This is a genomic window from Pareuzebyella sediminis, assembly GCF_008367235.1.
Taxonomy (GTDB): Bacteria; Bacteroidota; Bacteroidia; order Flavobacteriales; family Flavobacteriaceae; genus Pareuzebyella; species Pareuzebyella sediminis.
Genome location: NZ_VTZS01000005.1, coordinates 336,999 through 353,014, shown reverse-complemented (window position 1 = coordinate 353,014; position 16,016 = coordinate 336,999). Strand labels below are relative to the sequence as shown.

The window sequence follows — 16,016 nt, the reverse complement described above, 5'->3', positions numbered from 1 at the left end:
AAGTTCATCCTGAAATTATGAGTTTACCCTTTTGTAGCCCGGTAATCTTTCTTGTCGATTACGATTTTCGCGATTATCTCCCGGAGTATTTCCGAAGTACCTCCTCCTATTGGCCCCAGTCGGCTATCTCGGAGCATTCGAGCCATCGGGTACTCCTCAATATACCCGTATCCCCCTAAAAACTGCAGGCAATTATAGATGACTTCATCGGCCATTTGTGTCGATTTCAATTTGGCGATTGAGGCCTCACGAACTGCGTAATTCCCTTGCTCCATCTTATAGACCGTAGCGTAATTATAGCTTTTGCAGAGATCAATATCAGCGTGTAAATCCACGAGTCTGTGCCTTAATGCTTGATACTGGTTGATAGGTTTACCAAAAGTTTCACGCTCTGCCATGTACTGCATGGCGTAGTCGAGCGCAAATTCGGCCCGTGCGTGGGCGTTCACGCCCATTATGAGTCTTTCTAATGCAAAAGCCTCCATAATAAAGCCCCAACCATCACCCTCTTTACCCAAAAGGTTCGAAGAAGGCACTTTTACATTGTCAAAAGCAAGTTCCGCCGTATCTGAAGCACGCCAACCTAATTTATTGAGCTTGGTGGCCGAAACCCCTTCACTATCAAGATCAACGATAAAAATACTAATCCCTTTATTGCCCGCTTCAGGATCGGTCTTGGCCGCTAAAATAATATAGTCCCCATAAACCCCATTGGTGATAAATGTCTTAGAGCCGTTTATAATATAGTCATCACCCTGTCTAACGGCCGTTGAACGCATTCCTGCTACATCACTTCCTCCGAAAGGCTCCGAAACACCTAGGCAACCTATTTTGTCACCCGCTACACTGGGCGTCAAATACAATTCTTTCTGTTCGTTGTTGGCATTCTCATTCAAGTGGGTCATTGCGAGATAGGTGTGGGCCCACATTGCTGCTGCAAAGCCACCTGAATTGATTTTTTGCAACTCTTCGAGAAAGATGACCGTGTAGAACAAATCAAGGCCCAACCCGCCGTAGGCCTCTGGGGTTGCCAGACCAAAATAACCCATTTCGGCAAACTTTTTCCAAATAAAACGTTCAATAGTTCCGGTTTCCTCCCACTTCTCAATATGCGGAACTACTTCCTTTTGTAAAAATATCTTTAGACTTTCCCTGAAAAGATGATGTTCTTCCGTGAAGTACATGCTATGCATTGCTCATTTTTTAAAGCGACAAATATAAAGCTATTCTCTCTATTTTATCCGAAGGGAATTCTTCAATATTTCTCAATTCGTCAAAAGAATCGATAGTTCCATTGACTTCCCTGTAGTTTACTATACTTTCCGCTACCCATTTCTGAATATAAACCAATTTGGACAGTTCTTCGACCGATGCAGTATTGAGGTTTATAGGGGCTATTTGAGGTTTTTTAAGCACTCTGAACTCTTTAAGAGCTCTGGCTACCACTTCGGGTTCAAGACCATATACATCGTAAAGTTGTTCGTCTACTAAAAACCCACCTAATCGGTTACGAAACTTTACGATCCTTGTCGATAATTTCTCCCCTATTCCGCGAACTCTTCTTAAATCGTCTACCGTAGCAGCGTTCAAATCACTAAGGCGGGTTCCTTTATTTCTCGACGGATAGTTTTCTTTACCAAGCCGTAATGCATCTTCGGAGTTTACACTAGCAACATTTTTTTTGATATTTTGGGTCCATTCCGGAAACTTAAAATAAGGGGAGATGGCGACAAGCAAAGAATCGGAAACTCCTGTTATTTTCTGAAAATCTTGGGCACTGTTTACGAACTTGTGCTGTGAACGAAATTTGTGCAGTCTATCGATTTCATCGACGGACATACCCAATACGTATCCTTTGTAATCGGTAATGTAGTTCGGATTGAATGGATAGTACCTAACACTATCTTTCTGCAAAACCTTATTTCGTAAAGAGTCGATTTGCGATTGAAGCGCCGTATTGACCGAGAACCTATTTTCCGTTTTAGGAGCGGGATACAATTTCAGCATGAAATATATGAACTGTAGCACGATAATGAATAGCAACAAAAAGAAAACCCCACTTCGTTCCTGCTTATTGAACCTAAAGTGGGGTTTTAAATTCTTCATACGAACTTTTTCAGACTATTCCTTAGTCTTCAGCTGTTTTTTAAAGAGCTGGTTGGCCTTCAATTTTTTCCAATATTCGTTCAAATCGCCCTTAACCTCCCCAGACATAATGTAGAGCCCTATAATATTCGGGAACGACATCGCCAAGATCATCATATCGGAAAAATCGAGTACGGCACCCAAACTGACGGAAGCCCCGATAACCACAAATACCAAGAAGAGCATTTTGTAAACCATTTCAGATTTTTTACTCTTTCCAAATAGGTAGGTCCATGCACGCATTCCATAGTACGACCAAGAAATCATTGTAGAAAATGCAAATAGGAACACCGCTAAGGCCAACACATAGGGGAACCAAGAAATTTGGCTACCAAATGCATCGGAAGTCAATTGGGCACCGGCCATACCTTCAACTTCGTGCATACCCGTAAAAATAAGTACTAAGGCCGTCAAGGTACACACCACGACCGTATCGATAAATGGCTCTAAAAGTGCAACGAAACCTTCGGATGGAGGATTATTCGTTTTTGCGGTACTATGGGCAATTGCTGCCGAACCTACTCCGGCCTCATTAGAAAATGCGGCCCTTTGAAAACCAACGACCAGTACGCCAATGATACCGCCCTTCAAGGCAGACGGGTTAAGGGCGCCTTCGAAGATGGCCGAAAATGCCGGACCAATATTCTGAATGTTCATAATGATAACCGCGAGCGCAGCCAAAATGTAAATGGATGCCATTATTGGAACCACTCTACCTGTAACCTTGGCGATACTATTGATTCCTCCAATGATTACTACGCCGACTAAAACGGCAGTAACTACGCCGAACCAAAATCCATTTCCTGCCAAGACAGGAAATTGACCTGCCAATTGCTCAAAAGATTGGTTGGCCTGAAACATATTCCCTCCTCCAAATGAAGCACCAATGGCCAATACGGCAAAAAAGCCTGCCAAGACCTTTCCAAATCCTTTTAGGTTCCGCTTTTCAAGACCGTATCTCAAATAATTCATGGGACCGCCAAATACCCGACCGTCAGGAAGGATATCACGATATTTTACCCCAAGCGTGCATTCTACGAACTTCGAAGACATTCCTAGTAGCCCGCAAACAATCATCCAAAAAGTAGCGCCTGCGCCTCCCAAAGAAACAGCGACGGCCACGCCAGCAATATTTCCTAAACCTACGGTACCGGATACTGCGGTCGCCAGTGCTTGGAAATGGGTGACCTGGCCCGGAGCATCTGGGTCATCATATTTCCCTTTGGCTAAATCAATGGAGTGTCCAAAACCTCTTATATTGATAAAACCCATGCGTATCGTGAAGAAGGTGGCACCTAGAACCAACCAGATTACTATAAATGGAATCCCTTTGGTTACAGGGTCTCCATTCGGATGGGTGATTACCTCAGGTTCATCGTACTCTATTTCAGCCAAATTATGTGCGCCCTGTTCAATGACATGCATGGCATTTTCTGAGTTGTAAATTGTTTCACCCTCTTGAACAAGATAACGTAAGGTTCCGCTGGCTGTAGCGACAACAGTTTCATCGGCTTTTGTATCACTTGATACCACGGCAATCTTTTCGCCTTTACTGACCTTGGCACCCTCAGGCTTCAACCATTGCTTGAGCACGAATTTATCTTTAACGTCCGAAGACCATCCAGGTGTAGGCACCAATTTTACATCGGCGTAAACCACGGGATCATAAATACCTATACCCGCAAAAGGGTCCCAGAAAAGCACGGATCCCAAAGCGCTTACTGCGGGGGTCATAGTTCCATTAAAGACCTCTGCAATCGCTTCGGTTTCTACTTTAAATACCTTGGTTACCTCATTGCCAGCTGCATCGGAAACTTCAACCGTGTAGGGTATTCCTTCCACAAGCCCCATAGATCTTTTTGAAGATAAGGATGTTGCTTGATTGCTCCATTTATACCGATAGGGCGGGGTTCCCCCTTCCACTTCCAATTCGATTACCCCATCATTGATTCTTGGGGAAGGGTTAAAGGCCTTTCCTGTAACAGTCAGTTCTTGGGAAAAAGCCAATATTCCAAAAAGCATAAAAAGCAGTACGGTAAATTTCTTCATAATTTTTGTGTGGTATTGGTACTTGTGCGAACGGTTTTTTTTCAAGTTCGGGCAATATCCTAAAAATAAGCTTTACAATCAAATAATAACGTTGAATTAACGCAACCGCGATTATTGAATATGGAACATTTCATTTAGTTTTCGGATTTGCTCAGGCCTGCCTAAGACAATCACCTTACTCTTCGGCTGTAGTTGTAAATCTGCCTCGGGGTTAATTATATAATTACCATTGGGCTCTATATATCCGATAATTGTACAGCCTGTTTTTTTTCGTAAATCAAGATCGCGCAGCGAGTTACAATCGACTTGACCTTTGAAATCTTCAATGGCCACTTCCTCAAGGTTAGTGGTATGTTCTCCTTCCATTCCCAACTTATCCATAAACGTGATCAAATCGGGCATAACCACCAGTGAAGCCATATGATCCCCTCCTATTTTGTCGGGCATGATTACCTTATTGGCACCTGCGAGAAGTAATTTTTTCTGGGAGGTCACCAATGACGCCCTACTTATTATAAAAAGATCCCTATTCATCTGACGGGCAGAAAGAACCACGAACAAATTGGCGGCATCGTCTGGCAAGGCTACAATCAGATATTGTGCCCTTTCTACACCCGCCGCATTCAAGACCTCATCATCGTTCGCATCACCCTCGATAAAAAGCATCTCTTCTTGGTACTTATCGATAATCTCCCTTTCCCGTTCAATCACGACAAAAGGTTTTTTATATGAGTTCAACCGCTCGGCCGCCTGCATTCCGTTTCGTCCAAAACCGCACACGATAACGTGGTTATTAAACTTGTCAACTGTATTTTTCACTTTTTTCTTTTTTAAAAGATCCAACGAATTTCTGCTCAAAATATATTCTGTTATTACGGAAAGGGCAAAGGCAAAAATGACAACACTCGCTATAATCAAAAATATGGTGAAAATTCTAGTACCCGTATTCATCGGGCCAACTTCGGAAAAACCCACAGTGGTTACGGTAATGATGGTCATGTATAGCGCATTTAACCAACTGTACTCACCCAAGAACCTATAGCCCATTACCCCCGTTATCAGAATGGCAAAGACCAATGTCAATGCCAAGTAAAGCTTAGAACGAAAGAGTCTTATCATAGATTAAAGATCAAAAACCGAAGTGCGCTTGGTATATATCAAATCTTTGATACGCAACCAAAAGGCCAAAAACAAATATAGGGCAAAACCAAAACCCAAGGTTACAAAAGTCAGGTAGATAAATGAAGTGCGTACTACCCGTGCACGAATTCCTAAGCGTTCTGCGATTCGCCGACACACTTCAAAACCGCGCTTCTGGAAATAATAAAGAATTTGATAAAAAAACCGCATGCCCCAAAGATAAAAGAATATGTACAAAAATATTTAAAATACCCGCTCAGGTGTTTACCATTGTTTTCGAAAAGGTCATGCTACACCAAACTCGATGGATTACCGAAGCAGTCTTTGCCCTACCGCACACTCCAAGCATTTATTCGGTCTACAATATTGATTGTACAATTGCAAGAGCGCTTGGCTGTCTTGAGCCGTTCGAACCTTCACTCCTAGATGTTCATAGTTTTCTAGTATTGCGTTATCCTCTTTTTTAATATAGGATACTATGGCACTAATCTCTTCGGCAATCATTTGACCGGTAAATTTGGCATAACAAAATTTTATGGGTACAACTGCATTGATAATTAGAAGGTCAATGAACTTCTTAGTAAGTTTTTTAATGCTTTTCTTTGATTGTTTTCCAAAGGTGAAGTGATCTTCCCAATATTTACTCGTAGCTACATCAAATATCGAATAGAGTTCTTCTACCGTTTTTGCTTCGATTACGGCGACAAACAACATTTTGTGCCTGGTATACAGGTTTGCGGCTTGAGACAGTCTAATCGTGGGGAAATTATAAGGTCGTAACTTAAAAAATTCGGGCTTTAAAACCGTTTCGTCATTCCAATTGAATTTCTTTTTGAGATACCCGTACTCCTTTCGCAATCTAAGGTAATAGTCATCTACAATCTTTTCATCTTCAAGAAGATGGGCCATACCAAAAAAAACACTTTCCAAAGCAAATGCACTTGACTGTAATTTTCTTACCTCGGAAAAGTTTAGCGCTCGGGCGATACTTTGAAAGGCTTCAGAATTGATTTTTAGACCAAAATTCTGCATTATTAGGCAAAAGAATACCTGTTCCCAATCATTTTTCGTTGCTTTCAAAACCTGGTCAATTGAATTCGATTTATTCTCTAATCGCTCAAAGAAGAGTCTTTCCAACCACTTTTCAAATAAAAAGGTATCGACTTCAACAAGGTCTTTTTCACAATTGATAAAGTTCACCCCTTGCTGATCAAAAAGATTCCGATACCGATCTAGCAATCCTTCGGAAATGAAATTTCGAAGTTCAAGGGTTGGTATTTCAGAATTATCACTGTGAAAAACTGCAATATCGTCTTCCCAAACAATGTGGAGAATTACATTATTGTAATTCGCATCAGTTTCATGATGATGCGCATACCAGTCTGAAGATTTAAGATGAATCTCGATATTACCTGCCCAAAGTTGGTCGCCGATTCTAACCTGAGCATTTAAGAAGTCCGGTCCTGACAAGTAATTGTGGGTGCCTGCTCCAATGAGGGTTAACGGCTCATTTCGAGTTGTGGTCAAGTCTGCCACCTGCAATTTCTTATACTTCCAGATAAAATGCAGCAGGTCTTCTCGCATAGATAAAAGAATGTAAAAGTTATCCTTTACGTATAAACGCCTTCATGACCAAAACTGAACCGAAAACCTTGAAAACTAAAATAGAGCAGCTAGCTACTACTACTCTTCAACGACATCCCCGGCCCAATTCATAAAACCACCCTCAAGATTGTAGGCATTCTTTATTCCCAAATTGTTCATTAGCGAACAAGCCTGACCACTGCGATTGCCACTTCTACAGTAGACATAGTAGTTCTTATTTTTATCCAATTTTTCAATCTCTGCCATGAAATCAGGGCCTAGATAAAAATCAATATTTCTAGCCTTGGGAATATACCCCTCCTGCACTTCTTCAGGTGTTCTTACATCTAAGATGACCGCGTTGTCATCTTTCGCCAGCTGATCTTCCCATTCTTCTTGTGATAAATCCATAGGTACTTCAATTTTGTAAAGTCTTTCGACACCTTGACAAACTTACACTTCTTTTGGAGCTAATCATTTTTACAAGGCATTCTCTTATATGAGTGTCAAAAATAAGGATTTTGACTTAAAGATATTCTACTAAAGTTTAACAAATAATTGGGATCGTCCTACTTGAGAGCCTTTAAAATAATCATATATTTGTATATACAATTGTAGTATAGACATGAATGTTGAAGAAGTAATTAAAACTGATAAAAAGATTCCTTTGGAGAGCCGGACGATTATTCATTTAAGTTTGGTACACAACCATATAAACGAAGTTATTACTGCTACTTTAAAGCCTTTCGAAGTCTCATTACAACAATTCAACGTTTTACGGATTCTACGGGGTCAAATGGGAAAACCTGCCAACCTCTCGACACTCAATGAAAGAATGGTCACAAAAATGAGCAATACGACCCGACTGGTCGATAAATTAATCAGTAAGGAATATGTGGACCGAATCGTCTGCCCGAGCAACCGCAGAAAAGTAGAAATACGCATTACCCCTGAAGGTGAAAAGGCCCTTTCAAAAATGGATGTGGCCATGAAGGAAGCAGAACGGTACGTCTTAAAAAATCTAGAGCCGCAAGATTTGGAACATTTGAACGACCTATTAGATAAATTTTAGAATAAACCTCAATAATACAAAAATGAGTTATATAGATAATTTGAATTGGCGATATGCCACTAAAAAATTCGACAGCACCAAAGAAATAACTGAAGAAAAATTGGAGGCTTTGCTGGATGCAGCTACGTTGAGCCCTTCATCTTACGGGCTTCAACCTTACAAAATTATAGTAATTGAAGACCCGGTTTTAAGAGCGAGATTAAAACCGGCCGCTTGGGGGCAATCGCAGCTTACCGAAGCCTCGCATCTTATTGTTTTGGCGAATCAAACCGATTTTGGCGAGGAACTTGTAGACGACTATCTACAAAATGTCAGTGAGACCAGAAACATTCCAGTTGAAGACTTAGCCGGATACGCTAGCTTTATGAAATCGAAACTACTGGATCTTACACAAGAGGAAAAGGCAAAGTGGACCGAAAAACAGGCCTATATCGCCTTAGGGAATCTACTTTCGGCAGCAGCGGATATGAAAATAGATACATGCCCTATGGAAGGTTTCGATCGGGAGCAGTTCAACGATATTTTAGGGTTGTCAGATGACAGTTTGAATACTGCCGTCTTGGTTACCCTTGGCTATCGATCAAAGAATGATGAGACCCAACATTATAAAAAAGTGAGGAAACCAAAAAAACAGTTAATCACACATATTTAAAACAACAATTAGAATTATTCAAAACAATTAAAATTATGAAAAAAGAAGTATTTAGTATCGCATTGGCGCTTGTATTTGGTGCCGCATCTGCTACGGAGCCCGTGGTAGAAGAAAAGAAAGAGGTAAAGACTGAAGCAAGTACCGTGACTTGGAAAGCGTATAAGGTTACTGGCTCGCACACCGGCACGGTCGAGCTAAAGTCGGGAACCTTGATTTTTGACGGAGATAAGCTTACTGGAGGCGAATTCGAGGTAGACATGCCGACCCTGATTTCTACCGACATGGAAGGTGACGGCAAAGGTAAACTTGAAGGTCATTTAAAATCTGATGATTTTTTCGCCGTGGACAAACATTCCGTTTCCAAATTGGTATTTAAAGATGTAAAATCAACAGGCAAGAATTCTTATGAGGTTACAGGTGACCTGACCATTAAAGACATTACCAAACCTATTACTTTCGATGTGTCTATCTATGGCAATAAAGCTACTGCTACCATGAAAGTTGATAGAACAGACTACGATATCAAATTTAGATCTGGCGATTTTTTCGAGAACCTGGGCGATAAACTTATCTATGACGAGTTCGACCTTGTAGTCGATTTAGAATTCTAATTAATTTAAACTCTTCTATAAAACCTCGCATTCAAGTTATTTGATGCGAGGTTTAATTTAAAATTTTGGTTTGTCATTTTAAAAATGATTTCTATATTTGAGCCAACTAAGATTTTCGAATTCATTTTTAATGAAACATTTCAAAATAAATACTTGGTGGTGGAACAACTCTCGACAGATTTCGTGAGCTGAGCATCATTGTAGTAAAACTATATAAGGCTTGTCATCACGACAGGCCTTACTTATTTTATATCAATTTCTATGTCATATCAACTAACCACCCATTTCAAACAGATTCTTGCCGACACCATAACACCGGTAAGTGTCTATCTTAAAATTCGAGATCGATTTCCTAATAGTATTCTTCTGGAGAGTAGCGACTATCATGCTAATGACAACAGCTTTTCTTATATCTGCTGTAACCCGATTGCCTCGATAAAAGTAGAAAATGAAAAGGTCATGGAAACGTTTCCTGACGGAACTATAATTGAAACCGTTATAAAAGAAACGACCGACGTAGCAGAAATTGTACATAATTTCAGCCAAAAGTTCGAGACCCAAAACAATGACTTTAAGTTTATCTATAACGGCCTCTTTGGCTATATGGCCTATGATTCGGTGCGCTATTTTGAATCTATCGAACTGAACAAAAAGGAGGGATCTATTGAAATACCCGATATTTTCTATGCCGTCTATCAAAATATCATAGCCATCAATCACTTTAAAAATGAGGCCTATATTTTCGCGCACTGTTTTCAACGCGATTCGAATATTGCCGAAATAGAGCAGATTTTGAATGTGCGTAATTTTGCCTCTTATAACTTCTCTTTGGAAGGAGAACCAATCTCCAATTTACCGGATGAAGGTTACAAAGAGCATGTGCGTTTAGCCAAAAAACACTGCCAACGGGGAGATGTCTTTCAACTAGTGCTTTCAAGAAGATTTTCTCAAGGCTTCAAAGGCGATGAGTTCAATGTGTACCGGGCACTGCGGTCGGTAAACCCTTCCCCTTATCTATTTTATTTTGATTATGGTGATTTTAAGATATTCGGAAGTTCTCCAGAAGCTCAATTGATCGTCAAAAACGGAAGAGCCGAGATACATCCGATAGCAGGAACCTTCAAACGGACCGGAAACGATGAGCAAGACGCTATTCTGGCCAAAGAGCTGACCGAAGACGACAAAGAAAATAGTGAACACGTCATGCTGGTCGACTTAGCCAGAAACGACTTAAGTCGTAATGGAAATATGGTCGAAGTCGCAAATTATCGCGAAGTACAGTTCTTTTCGCATGTTATCCATTTGGTTTCCAAGGTTACGGGACAAAAGAAAAAAGATATTCCTACCATGAAAGTGGTCGCAGACACCTTTCCCGCTGGTACGTTGAGCGGTGCACCGAAACATATGGCCATGCAATTGATCGAAAAGTATGAAAAAACAAGCCGGGGGTACTATGGCGGTGCCATAGGCTTTATGGATTTTAATGGGAATTTCAACCATGCCATCATGATACGTACCTTCCTTAGCAAAAACCATCATTTGCACTACCAGGCCGGTGCGGGGCTAGTGGCGGCTTCCGATCCGGAACACGAACTACAGGAAACCTATAATAAACTGGGAGCCTTGACCAAAGCTTTGGAAATTGCTAAAACAATATGAGCATGAAGAAGATTTTAGTAATCGACAACTACGACAGTTTTACCTACAACCTGGTGCATTACCTAGAAGATTTAGACTGTGAGGTAACCGTCAAAAGAAACGATCAGCTGACCTTGGAAGAAGTCGAGGCCTTTGAAAAAATTGTACTCTCTCCCGGACCAGGTATACCTGATGAAGCGGGCCTTCTTAAAGATATTATTGCCAAGTATGCACCATCAAAGAGCATTTTCGGGGTTTGTCTAGGGTTACAAGCTATTGGTGAGGTATTCGGAGGGTCGTTGATTAACCTAGATAAAGTGTACCATGGCACTGCAACTAAAATAAAAGTAATCAAAGATGATATTATCTTTGAAGGAATTCCCAATGAAATTGAGGTTGGCCGATATCATTCTTGGGTCGTACACCCTAATCTACCAGAGGTTCTCGAGGCCACTTCGGTAGACGAAAACGGGCAGATCATGTCATTGAGACATAAGAGCTATGACGTGTGCGCCGTGCAATTCCATCCGGAATCGGTATTAACCCCTGACGGAAAGAAAATGTTGGAAAATTGGGTTAAAAAGAAATAGTAGAATTAGGTGAAATCGATGAACTGAAACCTTAAGATTCGTTTGATTCTTGATAAAAAACCCGCACATAAGTGGATCTATATCCTCATAAATCCTAAAAGAAAAAATAAGAATGAAAGAAATATTGAACAGATTGATCAACCACGAAATTCTTCCGAAGGAAGATGCCAAACAGGTTTTGGTCAATATTGCCAACGGCGATTACAATACCAGTCAAATTGCGGCCTTTTTGACTGTATATATGATGCGAAGTGTGACTATAGAAGAACTCGAAGGTTTTCGAGATGCCCTACTGGAACTCTGTTTGTCGGTAGATTTATCGCAATATAACCCAATAGATCTGTGCGGTACTGGCGGAGATGGCAAAGACACCTTTAACATTTCTACCTTGGCTTCCTTTGTTACAGCGGGCGCCGGTGTGAAAGTCACGAAACATGGAAATTATGGGGTATCCTCAAAGTGTGGAAGCAGTAATGTCATGGAGTTTTTAGGTGTCAAGTTCAGTAATGAAGCTGATTTTTTGGAGAAAAGTATTGATGAAGCGGGCATCTGTGTATTGCATGCTCCCTTATTTCATCCGGCGATGAAAAATGTGGCGCCCATACGACGTGAACTTGCCGTCAAAACATTTTTTAATATGCTAGGCCCTATGGTCAACCCCGCTTTTCCAAAAAACCAAATGGTGGGTGTCTTTAACCTCGAATTGGCTCGAATGTATGGGTACCTTTACCAGAATACGGACAAAAGGTTCACGGTACTGCACGCCCTTGACGGATATGACGAAATCTCATTGACCGGCAATACCAAAACCATTTCAAATAATTCAGAAGGCATTCTAAAACCAGAAGACTTTGGGGTTACGGCAGTTCAAAAGTCCGATATTGTAGGGGGAGATACCATCGAAGAATCGGCACAAATTTTTCTTGATATCCTACAAGGTCGGGGTAGCAAATCTCAAAACGACGTAGTTTGTGCCAATGCTGGGGTAGCCATCGCTACGGTCAAGAATTTGAGCCCAAGAGACGGCTTCGAACAGGCGCAGGACTCTTTAATGAGCGGCAGAGGTTTGAAGGCCTTAAAAAAATTGCAGGAGTTAAGTAAAAACTAGATCATATGCCCAACAGAACAAAGACCTCGCCCACATCCAAATGCTCTTGAGCAAACTCGAAAACTAAGGAAAAATAATGCGTTGAAGTATGAACATACTCGAAAAAATAATTGCTGATAAGCGAAAAGAAGTAGCGCTAAAAAAAAAGGTGGTACCTGCCTCTCAATGGGAGACCTCCTACCTATTTCAACGGCCCTGTATTTCTCTGGTGTCACGGTTAAAGGAAAGTGAAACGGGTATTATCGCAGAGCATAAGAGACGTTCGCCCTCTAAACAAGTGATCAATCAAAACACCAATGTAGCGCAAGTGGCTTGCGGCTACGAAAATGCAGGGGTATGTGGAATGAGCGTGCTGACCGATCTCAAATATTTTGGTGGCTCGTTGGAGGATTTATTGCTTACTAGGGCCGTGGTCGATTTGCCTTTGCTACGCAAAGAGTTTATTGTCGACGAATATCAAATTTTAGAGGCAAAGGCCCATGGGGCCGATGTAATCCTACTTATTGCAGCGGTACTGCAACGAGAAGAAGTCAAAGCACTTTCTGAATTGGCAAAAAATTTGGGACTGGAGGTTTTGTTGGAAATACACAATGAAGAAGAACTGAAAAAGTCGATGATGCCCAGTCTTGATATGATCGGTGTGAACAACCGTAACCTAAAGACCTTTGAGGTGCATTTGGACACCAGCAAAACACTATCCCTAAAAATTCCCGACGATTTCGTCAAGGTATCGGAAAGCGGAATCAGTTCGGTGGAAGCCATTCAAGATTTAAAAAGCTACGGTTACGAGGGTTTTTTGATCGGAGAAAATTTTATGAAGACCTCGAACCCTGGGGACAGTGCGCAAACATTTATAAATGACCTATATCGTACGGTTTAATTAGACGATATGACCGAAATGGATTATAACTATACCCAAAAAAAAGAAAAGCCCACCATACGGGATACGGCAAATCTTAAACTTAAGGTTTGTGGCATGAAAAAGAATCCTTTGGAAGTAACGGCATTGCAACCTGATTATATGGGATTTATTTTTTGGGAACCTTCTCAACGCTATTTCAAGGGCGCCCTACCTCATCTCCCGCACCGAATAAGAAAGGTCGGGGTATTCGTCGATGCCAGTCTATCCACAGTTCTGGAGAGAATTGAGGATTATCAACTTTTATTGGTTCAATTACATGGAAATGAAAACCCGGATTTCTGCGCATCGGTCAAAGAAAAGGCCCCGCATGTTGCAGTCATTAAGGTGTTTTCAATAAAAGACAATTTTGACTTTTCGGTAGTAATGCCCTATGAACCAGTTTGTGACTTCTTTCTTTTCGATACCAAGGGGAAACTTCCTGGTGGTAATGGGTATACTTTTGACTGGAGGGTCCTTGAAAAATACCCTTCGACCAAACCTTATTTTTTAAGTGGAGGTATCGGTCCGGATCAATTAGATTCCATCAAAACATTTTTAGAGCGACCTGAGTCGAAGTACTGCCATGCCCTTGATGTCAACAGTGGATTTGAAATCGAACCGGGATGGAAGGATATAAAACGATTGAAAAGATTTATAGAAGATATGCAACAATTTTAATATTCAAATAAAAGTAGTAACAACAATAAAAACACCGGTGCATGAAAAAACTGCTATTAACTTCAATGATTTTAGTTTGCCTTTGTTGCAACAAAAGTAAAAAGAATGAGGAACATACTGGAAATACACTTGATGTCAAAGCTGAACTGGCATTGATAGAAGAAACGAGAACAGCTTTTCAATTGGCCATTAAAGAAAATAGGTTTGGGGATCTCATGTCGTATGCCACTCAAAATGTAAAGTCCCTAACCCCTGAATGCGGAGCATGGGAGCCGTTTAAAAAGTTAAGAAGCAATCCTTCCGGCCTTTTCAGTTACGACAGTTTGGTTATGAAACCCCAAGAGACTATTATTGTCAGTGATAGTGTGGCCTATGATTTTGGAACGAGTTCCACTTTTTATACCGATGAAAATGGAGAGTCCGTTGAGTTAACGGCTACATTTCTGGCCGTTTTGAAAAAAGATAAAAAAGATGGAATATGGAAGCTCCATCGAGAAGTGGCCAATACCCGGGCACTGGAATAAAAAACTTTAGGGAATACCGCTTAGAACCTGTGGGTTTTAGTTAAGCTAAGTGTTCTGAAACAGATTTTCCACTTGGTGGGAACAATAAAATTAGATATGTCATATCACGCAAACGAAAAAGGATATTACGGAGAATTCGGGGGAGCATTTATCCCTGAAATGCTCTACCCGAATACCGAAGAACTTCGTCGGCAATACATCCAGATTATGCAAGAGCCTTCTTTCAAAGAAGAATTCTCTAAATTACTTAAGGACTATGTGGGTCGGCCGACACCGTTATATTTTGGGGAGCGATTTTCGAACAAGTACCATACGAAGGTCTACCTCAAACGGGAAGACCTTTGCCATACCGGAGCGCATAAGGTCAATAATACCATTGGTCAAATTTTAATGGCCAAAAAATTGGGTAAGAATCGTATTATCGCCGAAACCGGTGCAGGACAGCACGGGGTGGCCACGGCCACCGTATGTGCCCTTATGGGAATTGAATGTGTGGTATATATGGGCGAGATCGATATTGCACGCCAAGCTCCTAACGTCGCACGAATGAAAATGTTGGGTGCTGAAGTAAGACCGGCCCTATCGGGCAGTCGGACGTTAAAAGACGCTACAAACGAGGCCATTCGTGATTGGATAAATAACCCGGTCGATACCCATTATATTATCGGGTCGGTCGTTGGGCCACACCCCTATCCGGATATGGTCGCCCGATTTCAGTCGGTCATTTCTGAAGAGATCAAATGGCAATTGAAAGAGAAAGAAGGCCGTGAGAACCCTGATTACGTCGTAGCCTGTGTCGGTGGCGGCAGCAATGCCGCAGGTGCCTATTATCATTATCTAGACAATGAAGAAGTGGGAATCATTGCCGTCGAAGCGGCCGGAAAAGGTATCGATACAGGGGAAAGTGCTGCTACATCGGCTTTGGGAAAGGTAGGCATCATTCATGGAAGCAAAACCCTATTGATGCAGACTACCGATGGGCAGATTACGGAACCCTATTCCATTTCTGCAGGGTTGGACTATCCCGGTGTGGGTCCGATGCACGCCCACCTATATCGATCCGGAAGGGCTGAATTTATTAGCATTACTGACGACGATGCCATGAAAGCCGGTTTGAACCTCTGCAAGACCGAAGGTATTATTCCAGCAATAGAATCGTCGCATGCCTTAGCGATTTTTGAACAACGAAAGTTCAACCCTGATGACATCGTGGTCGTGAACCTCTCCGGGCGGGGCGACAAAGACCTAGAAACGTATATAGACTATTTTGGACTCTAGAAAGTAAACATAAGCCCACCCATCAATGACAAAAATTCAAGATCCC

17 protein-coding genes are annotated in these 16,016 nt (G+C 41.5%); 10 read left to right on the top strand and 7 right to left on the bottom strand.

The genetic code is table 11. The features are described 5' to 3' along the window. Positions 1-23: 23 nt before the first annotated feature. From F2B13_RS17780 to F2B13_RS17750, 7 genes are all read right to left on the bottom strand, one after another. Positions 24-1,193 (bottom strand): acyl-CoA dehydrogenase family protein, encoded by a 1,170-nt coding sequence (locus F2B13_RS17780; RefSeq protein ID WP_149277458.1) that lies wholly within the window; start codon positions 1,191-1,193, stop codon positions 24-26. A 10-nt stretch (positions 1,194-1,203) separates the two neighbouring features. Next, entirely contained in the window at positions 1,204-2,106 is a 903-nt protein-coding gene (locus F2B13_RS17775) for a ComEA family DNA-binding protein (protein ID WP_149277457.1), read from the bottom strand. A 15-nt stretch (positions 2,107-2,121) separates the two neighbouring features. Beyond that, on the bottom strand, positions 2,122-4,194 hold the full coding sequence (locus tag F2B13_RS17770) for an amino acid carrier protein (RefSeq protein ID WP_149277456.1): 2,073 nt from the start codon (positions 4,192-4,194) through the stop codon (positions 2,122-2,124). 111 nt (positions 4,195-4,305) lie between these two features. Next, positions 4,306-5,313, bottom strand: coding sequence for a potassium channel family protein (locus tag F2B13_RS17765; RefSeq protein ID WP_149277455.1), 1,008 nt, complete (start codon positions 5,311-5,313; stop codon positions 4,306-4,308). A 3-nt stretch (positions 5,314-5,316) separates the two neighbouring features. Further along, positions 5,317-5,544: a PspC domain-containing protein gene (locus F2B13_RS20680; RefSeq protein ID WP_149277454.1), complete on the bottom strand. Its 228-nt coding sequence runs from the start codon at positions 5,542-5,544 to the stop codon at positions 5,317-5,319. Positions 5,545-5,643: 99 nt separating this feature from the next. After that, positions 5,644-6,918 carry a DUF2851 family protein gene (locus tag F2B13_RS17755; RefSeq protein WP_149277453.1) on the bottom strand — a complete coding sequence of 425 codons (1,275 nt, stop codon included), beginning with the start codon at positions 6,916-6,918 and terminating at the stop codon, positions 5,644-5,646. Positions 6,919-7,017: 99 nt separating this feature from the next. Beyond that, entirely contained in the window at positions 7,018-7,329 is a 312-nt protein-coding gene (locus F2B13_RS17750) for a rhodanese-like domain-containing protein (RefSeq protein ID WP_149277452.1), read from the bottom strand. 214 nt (positions 7,330-7,543) lie between these two features. On the opposite strand from F2B13_RS17750, the gene F2B13_RS17745 reads away from it, so the two are divergent. From F2B13_RS17745 to trpB, 10 genes are all read left to right on the top strand, one after another. Continuing rightward, a complete protein-coding gene (locus F2B13_RS17745) occupies positions 7,544-7,990 on the top strand; it encodes a MarR family winged helix-turn-helix transcriptional regulator (RefSeq protein WP_149277451.1) in 447 nt (148 codons plus the stop codon). 22 nt (positions 7,991-8,012) lie between these two features. Then, entirely contained in the window at positions 8,013-8,642 is a 630-nt protein-coding gene (locus tag F2B13_RS17740; RefSeq protein WP_149277450.1) for an NAD(P)H-dependent oxidoreductase, read from the top strand. A 35-nt stretch (positions 8,643-8,677) separates the two neighbouring features. Further along, positions 8,678-9,253 (top strand): YceI family protein, encoded by a 576-nt coding sequence (locus tag F2B13_RS17735; RefSeq protein ID WP_149277449.1) that lies wholly within the window; start codon positions 8,678-8,680, stop codon positions 9,251-9,253. A 261-nt stretch (positions 9,254-9,514) separates the two neighbouring features. Further along, positions 9,515-10,912, top strand: a complete 1,398-nt coding sequence (locus F2B13_RS17730; protein ID WP_149277448.1) for an anthranilate synthase component I family protein — start codon at positions 9,515-9,517, stop codon at positions 10,910-10,912. A gap of 2 nt (positions 10,913-10,914) precedes the next feature. Next, a complete protein-coding gene (locus F2B13_RS17725) occupies positions 10,915-11,481 on the top strand; it encodes an anthranilate synthase component II (RefSeq protein WP_149277447.1) in 567 nt (188 codons plus the stop codon). Between the two features lie 112 nt (positions 11,482-11,593). Further along, a complete protein-coding gene (trpD, locus tag F2B13_RS17720) occupies positions 11,594-12,589 on the top strand; it encodes an anthranilate phosphoribosyltransferase (protein ID WP_149277446.1) in 996 nt (331 codons plus the stop codon). Positions 12,590-12,677: 88 nt separating this feature from the next. Further along, positions 12,678-13,469: an indole-3-glycerol phosphate synthase TrpC gene (gene trpC / locus F2B13_RS17715; protein WP_149277445.1), complete on the top strand. Its 792-nt coding sequence runs from the start codon at positions 12,678-12,680 to the stop codon at positions 13,467-13,469. An 18-nt stretch (positions 13,470-13,487) separates the two neighbouring features. Beyond that, positions 13,488-14,168, top strand: a complete 681-nt coding sequence (locus F2B13_RS17710; RefSeq protein WP_149277501.1) for a phosphoribosylanthranilate isomerase — start codon at positions 13,488-13,490, stop codon at positions 14,166-14,168. Between the two features lie 41 nt (positions 14,169-14,209). Beyond that, complete coding sequence (locus F2B13_RS17705; protein WP_149304777.1) at positions 14,210-14,692, top strand: Cif family virulence factor; 483 nt, start codon at positions 14,210-14,212, stop codon at positions 14,690-14,692. Between the two features lie 96 nt (positions 14,693-14,788). Next, positions 14,789-15,970 (top strand): tryptophan synthase subunit beta, encoded by a 1,182-nt coding sequence (trpB, locus tag F2B13_RS17700; RefSeq protein ID WP_149277443.1) that lies wholly within the window; start codon positions 14,789-14,791, stop codon positions 15,968-15,970. Positions 15,971-16,016: the final 46 nt, after the last annotated feature.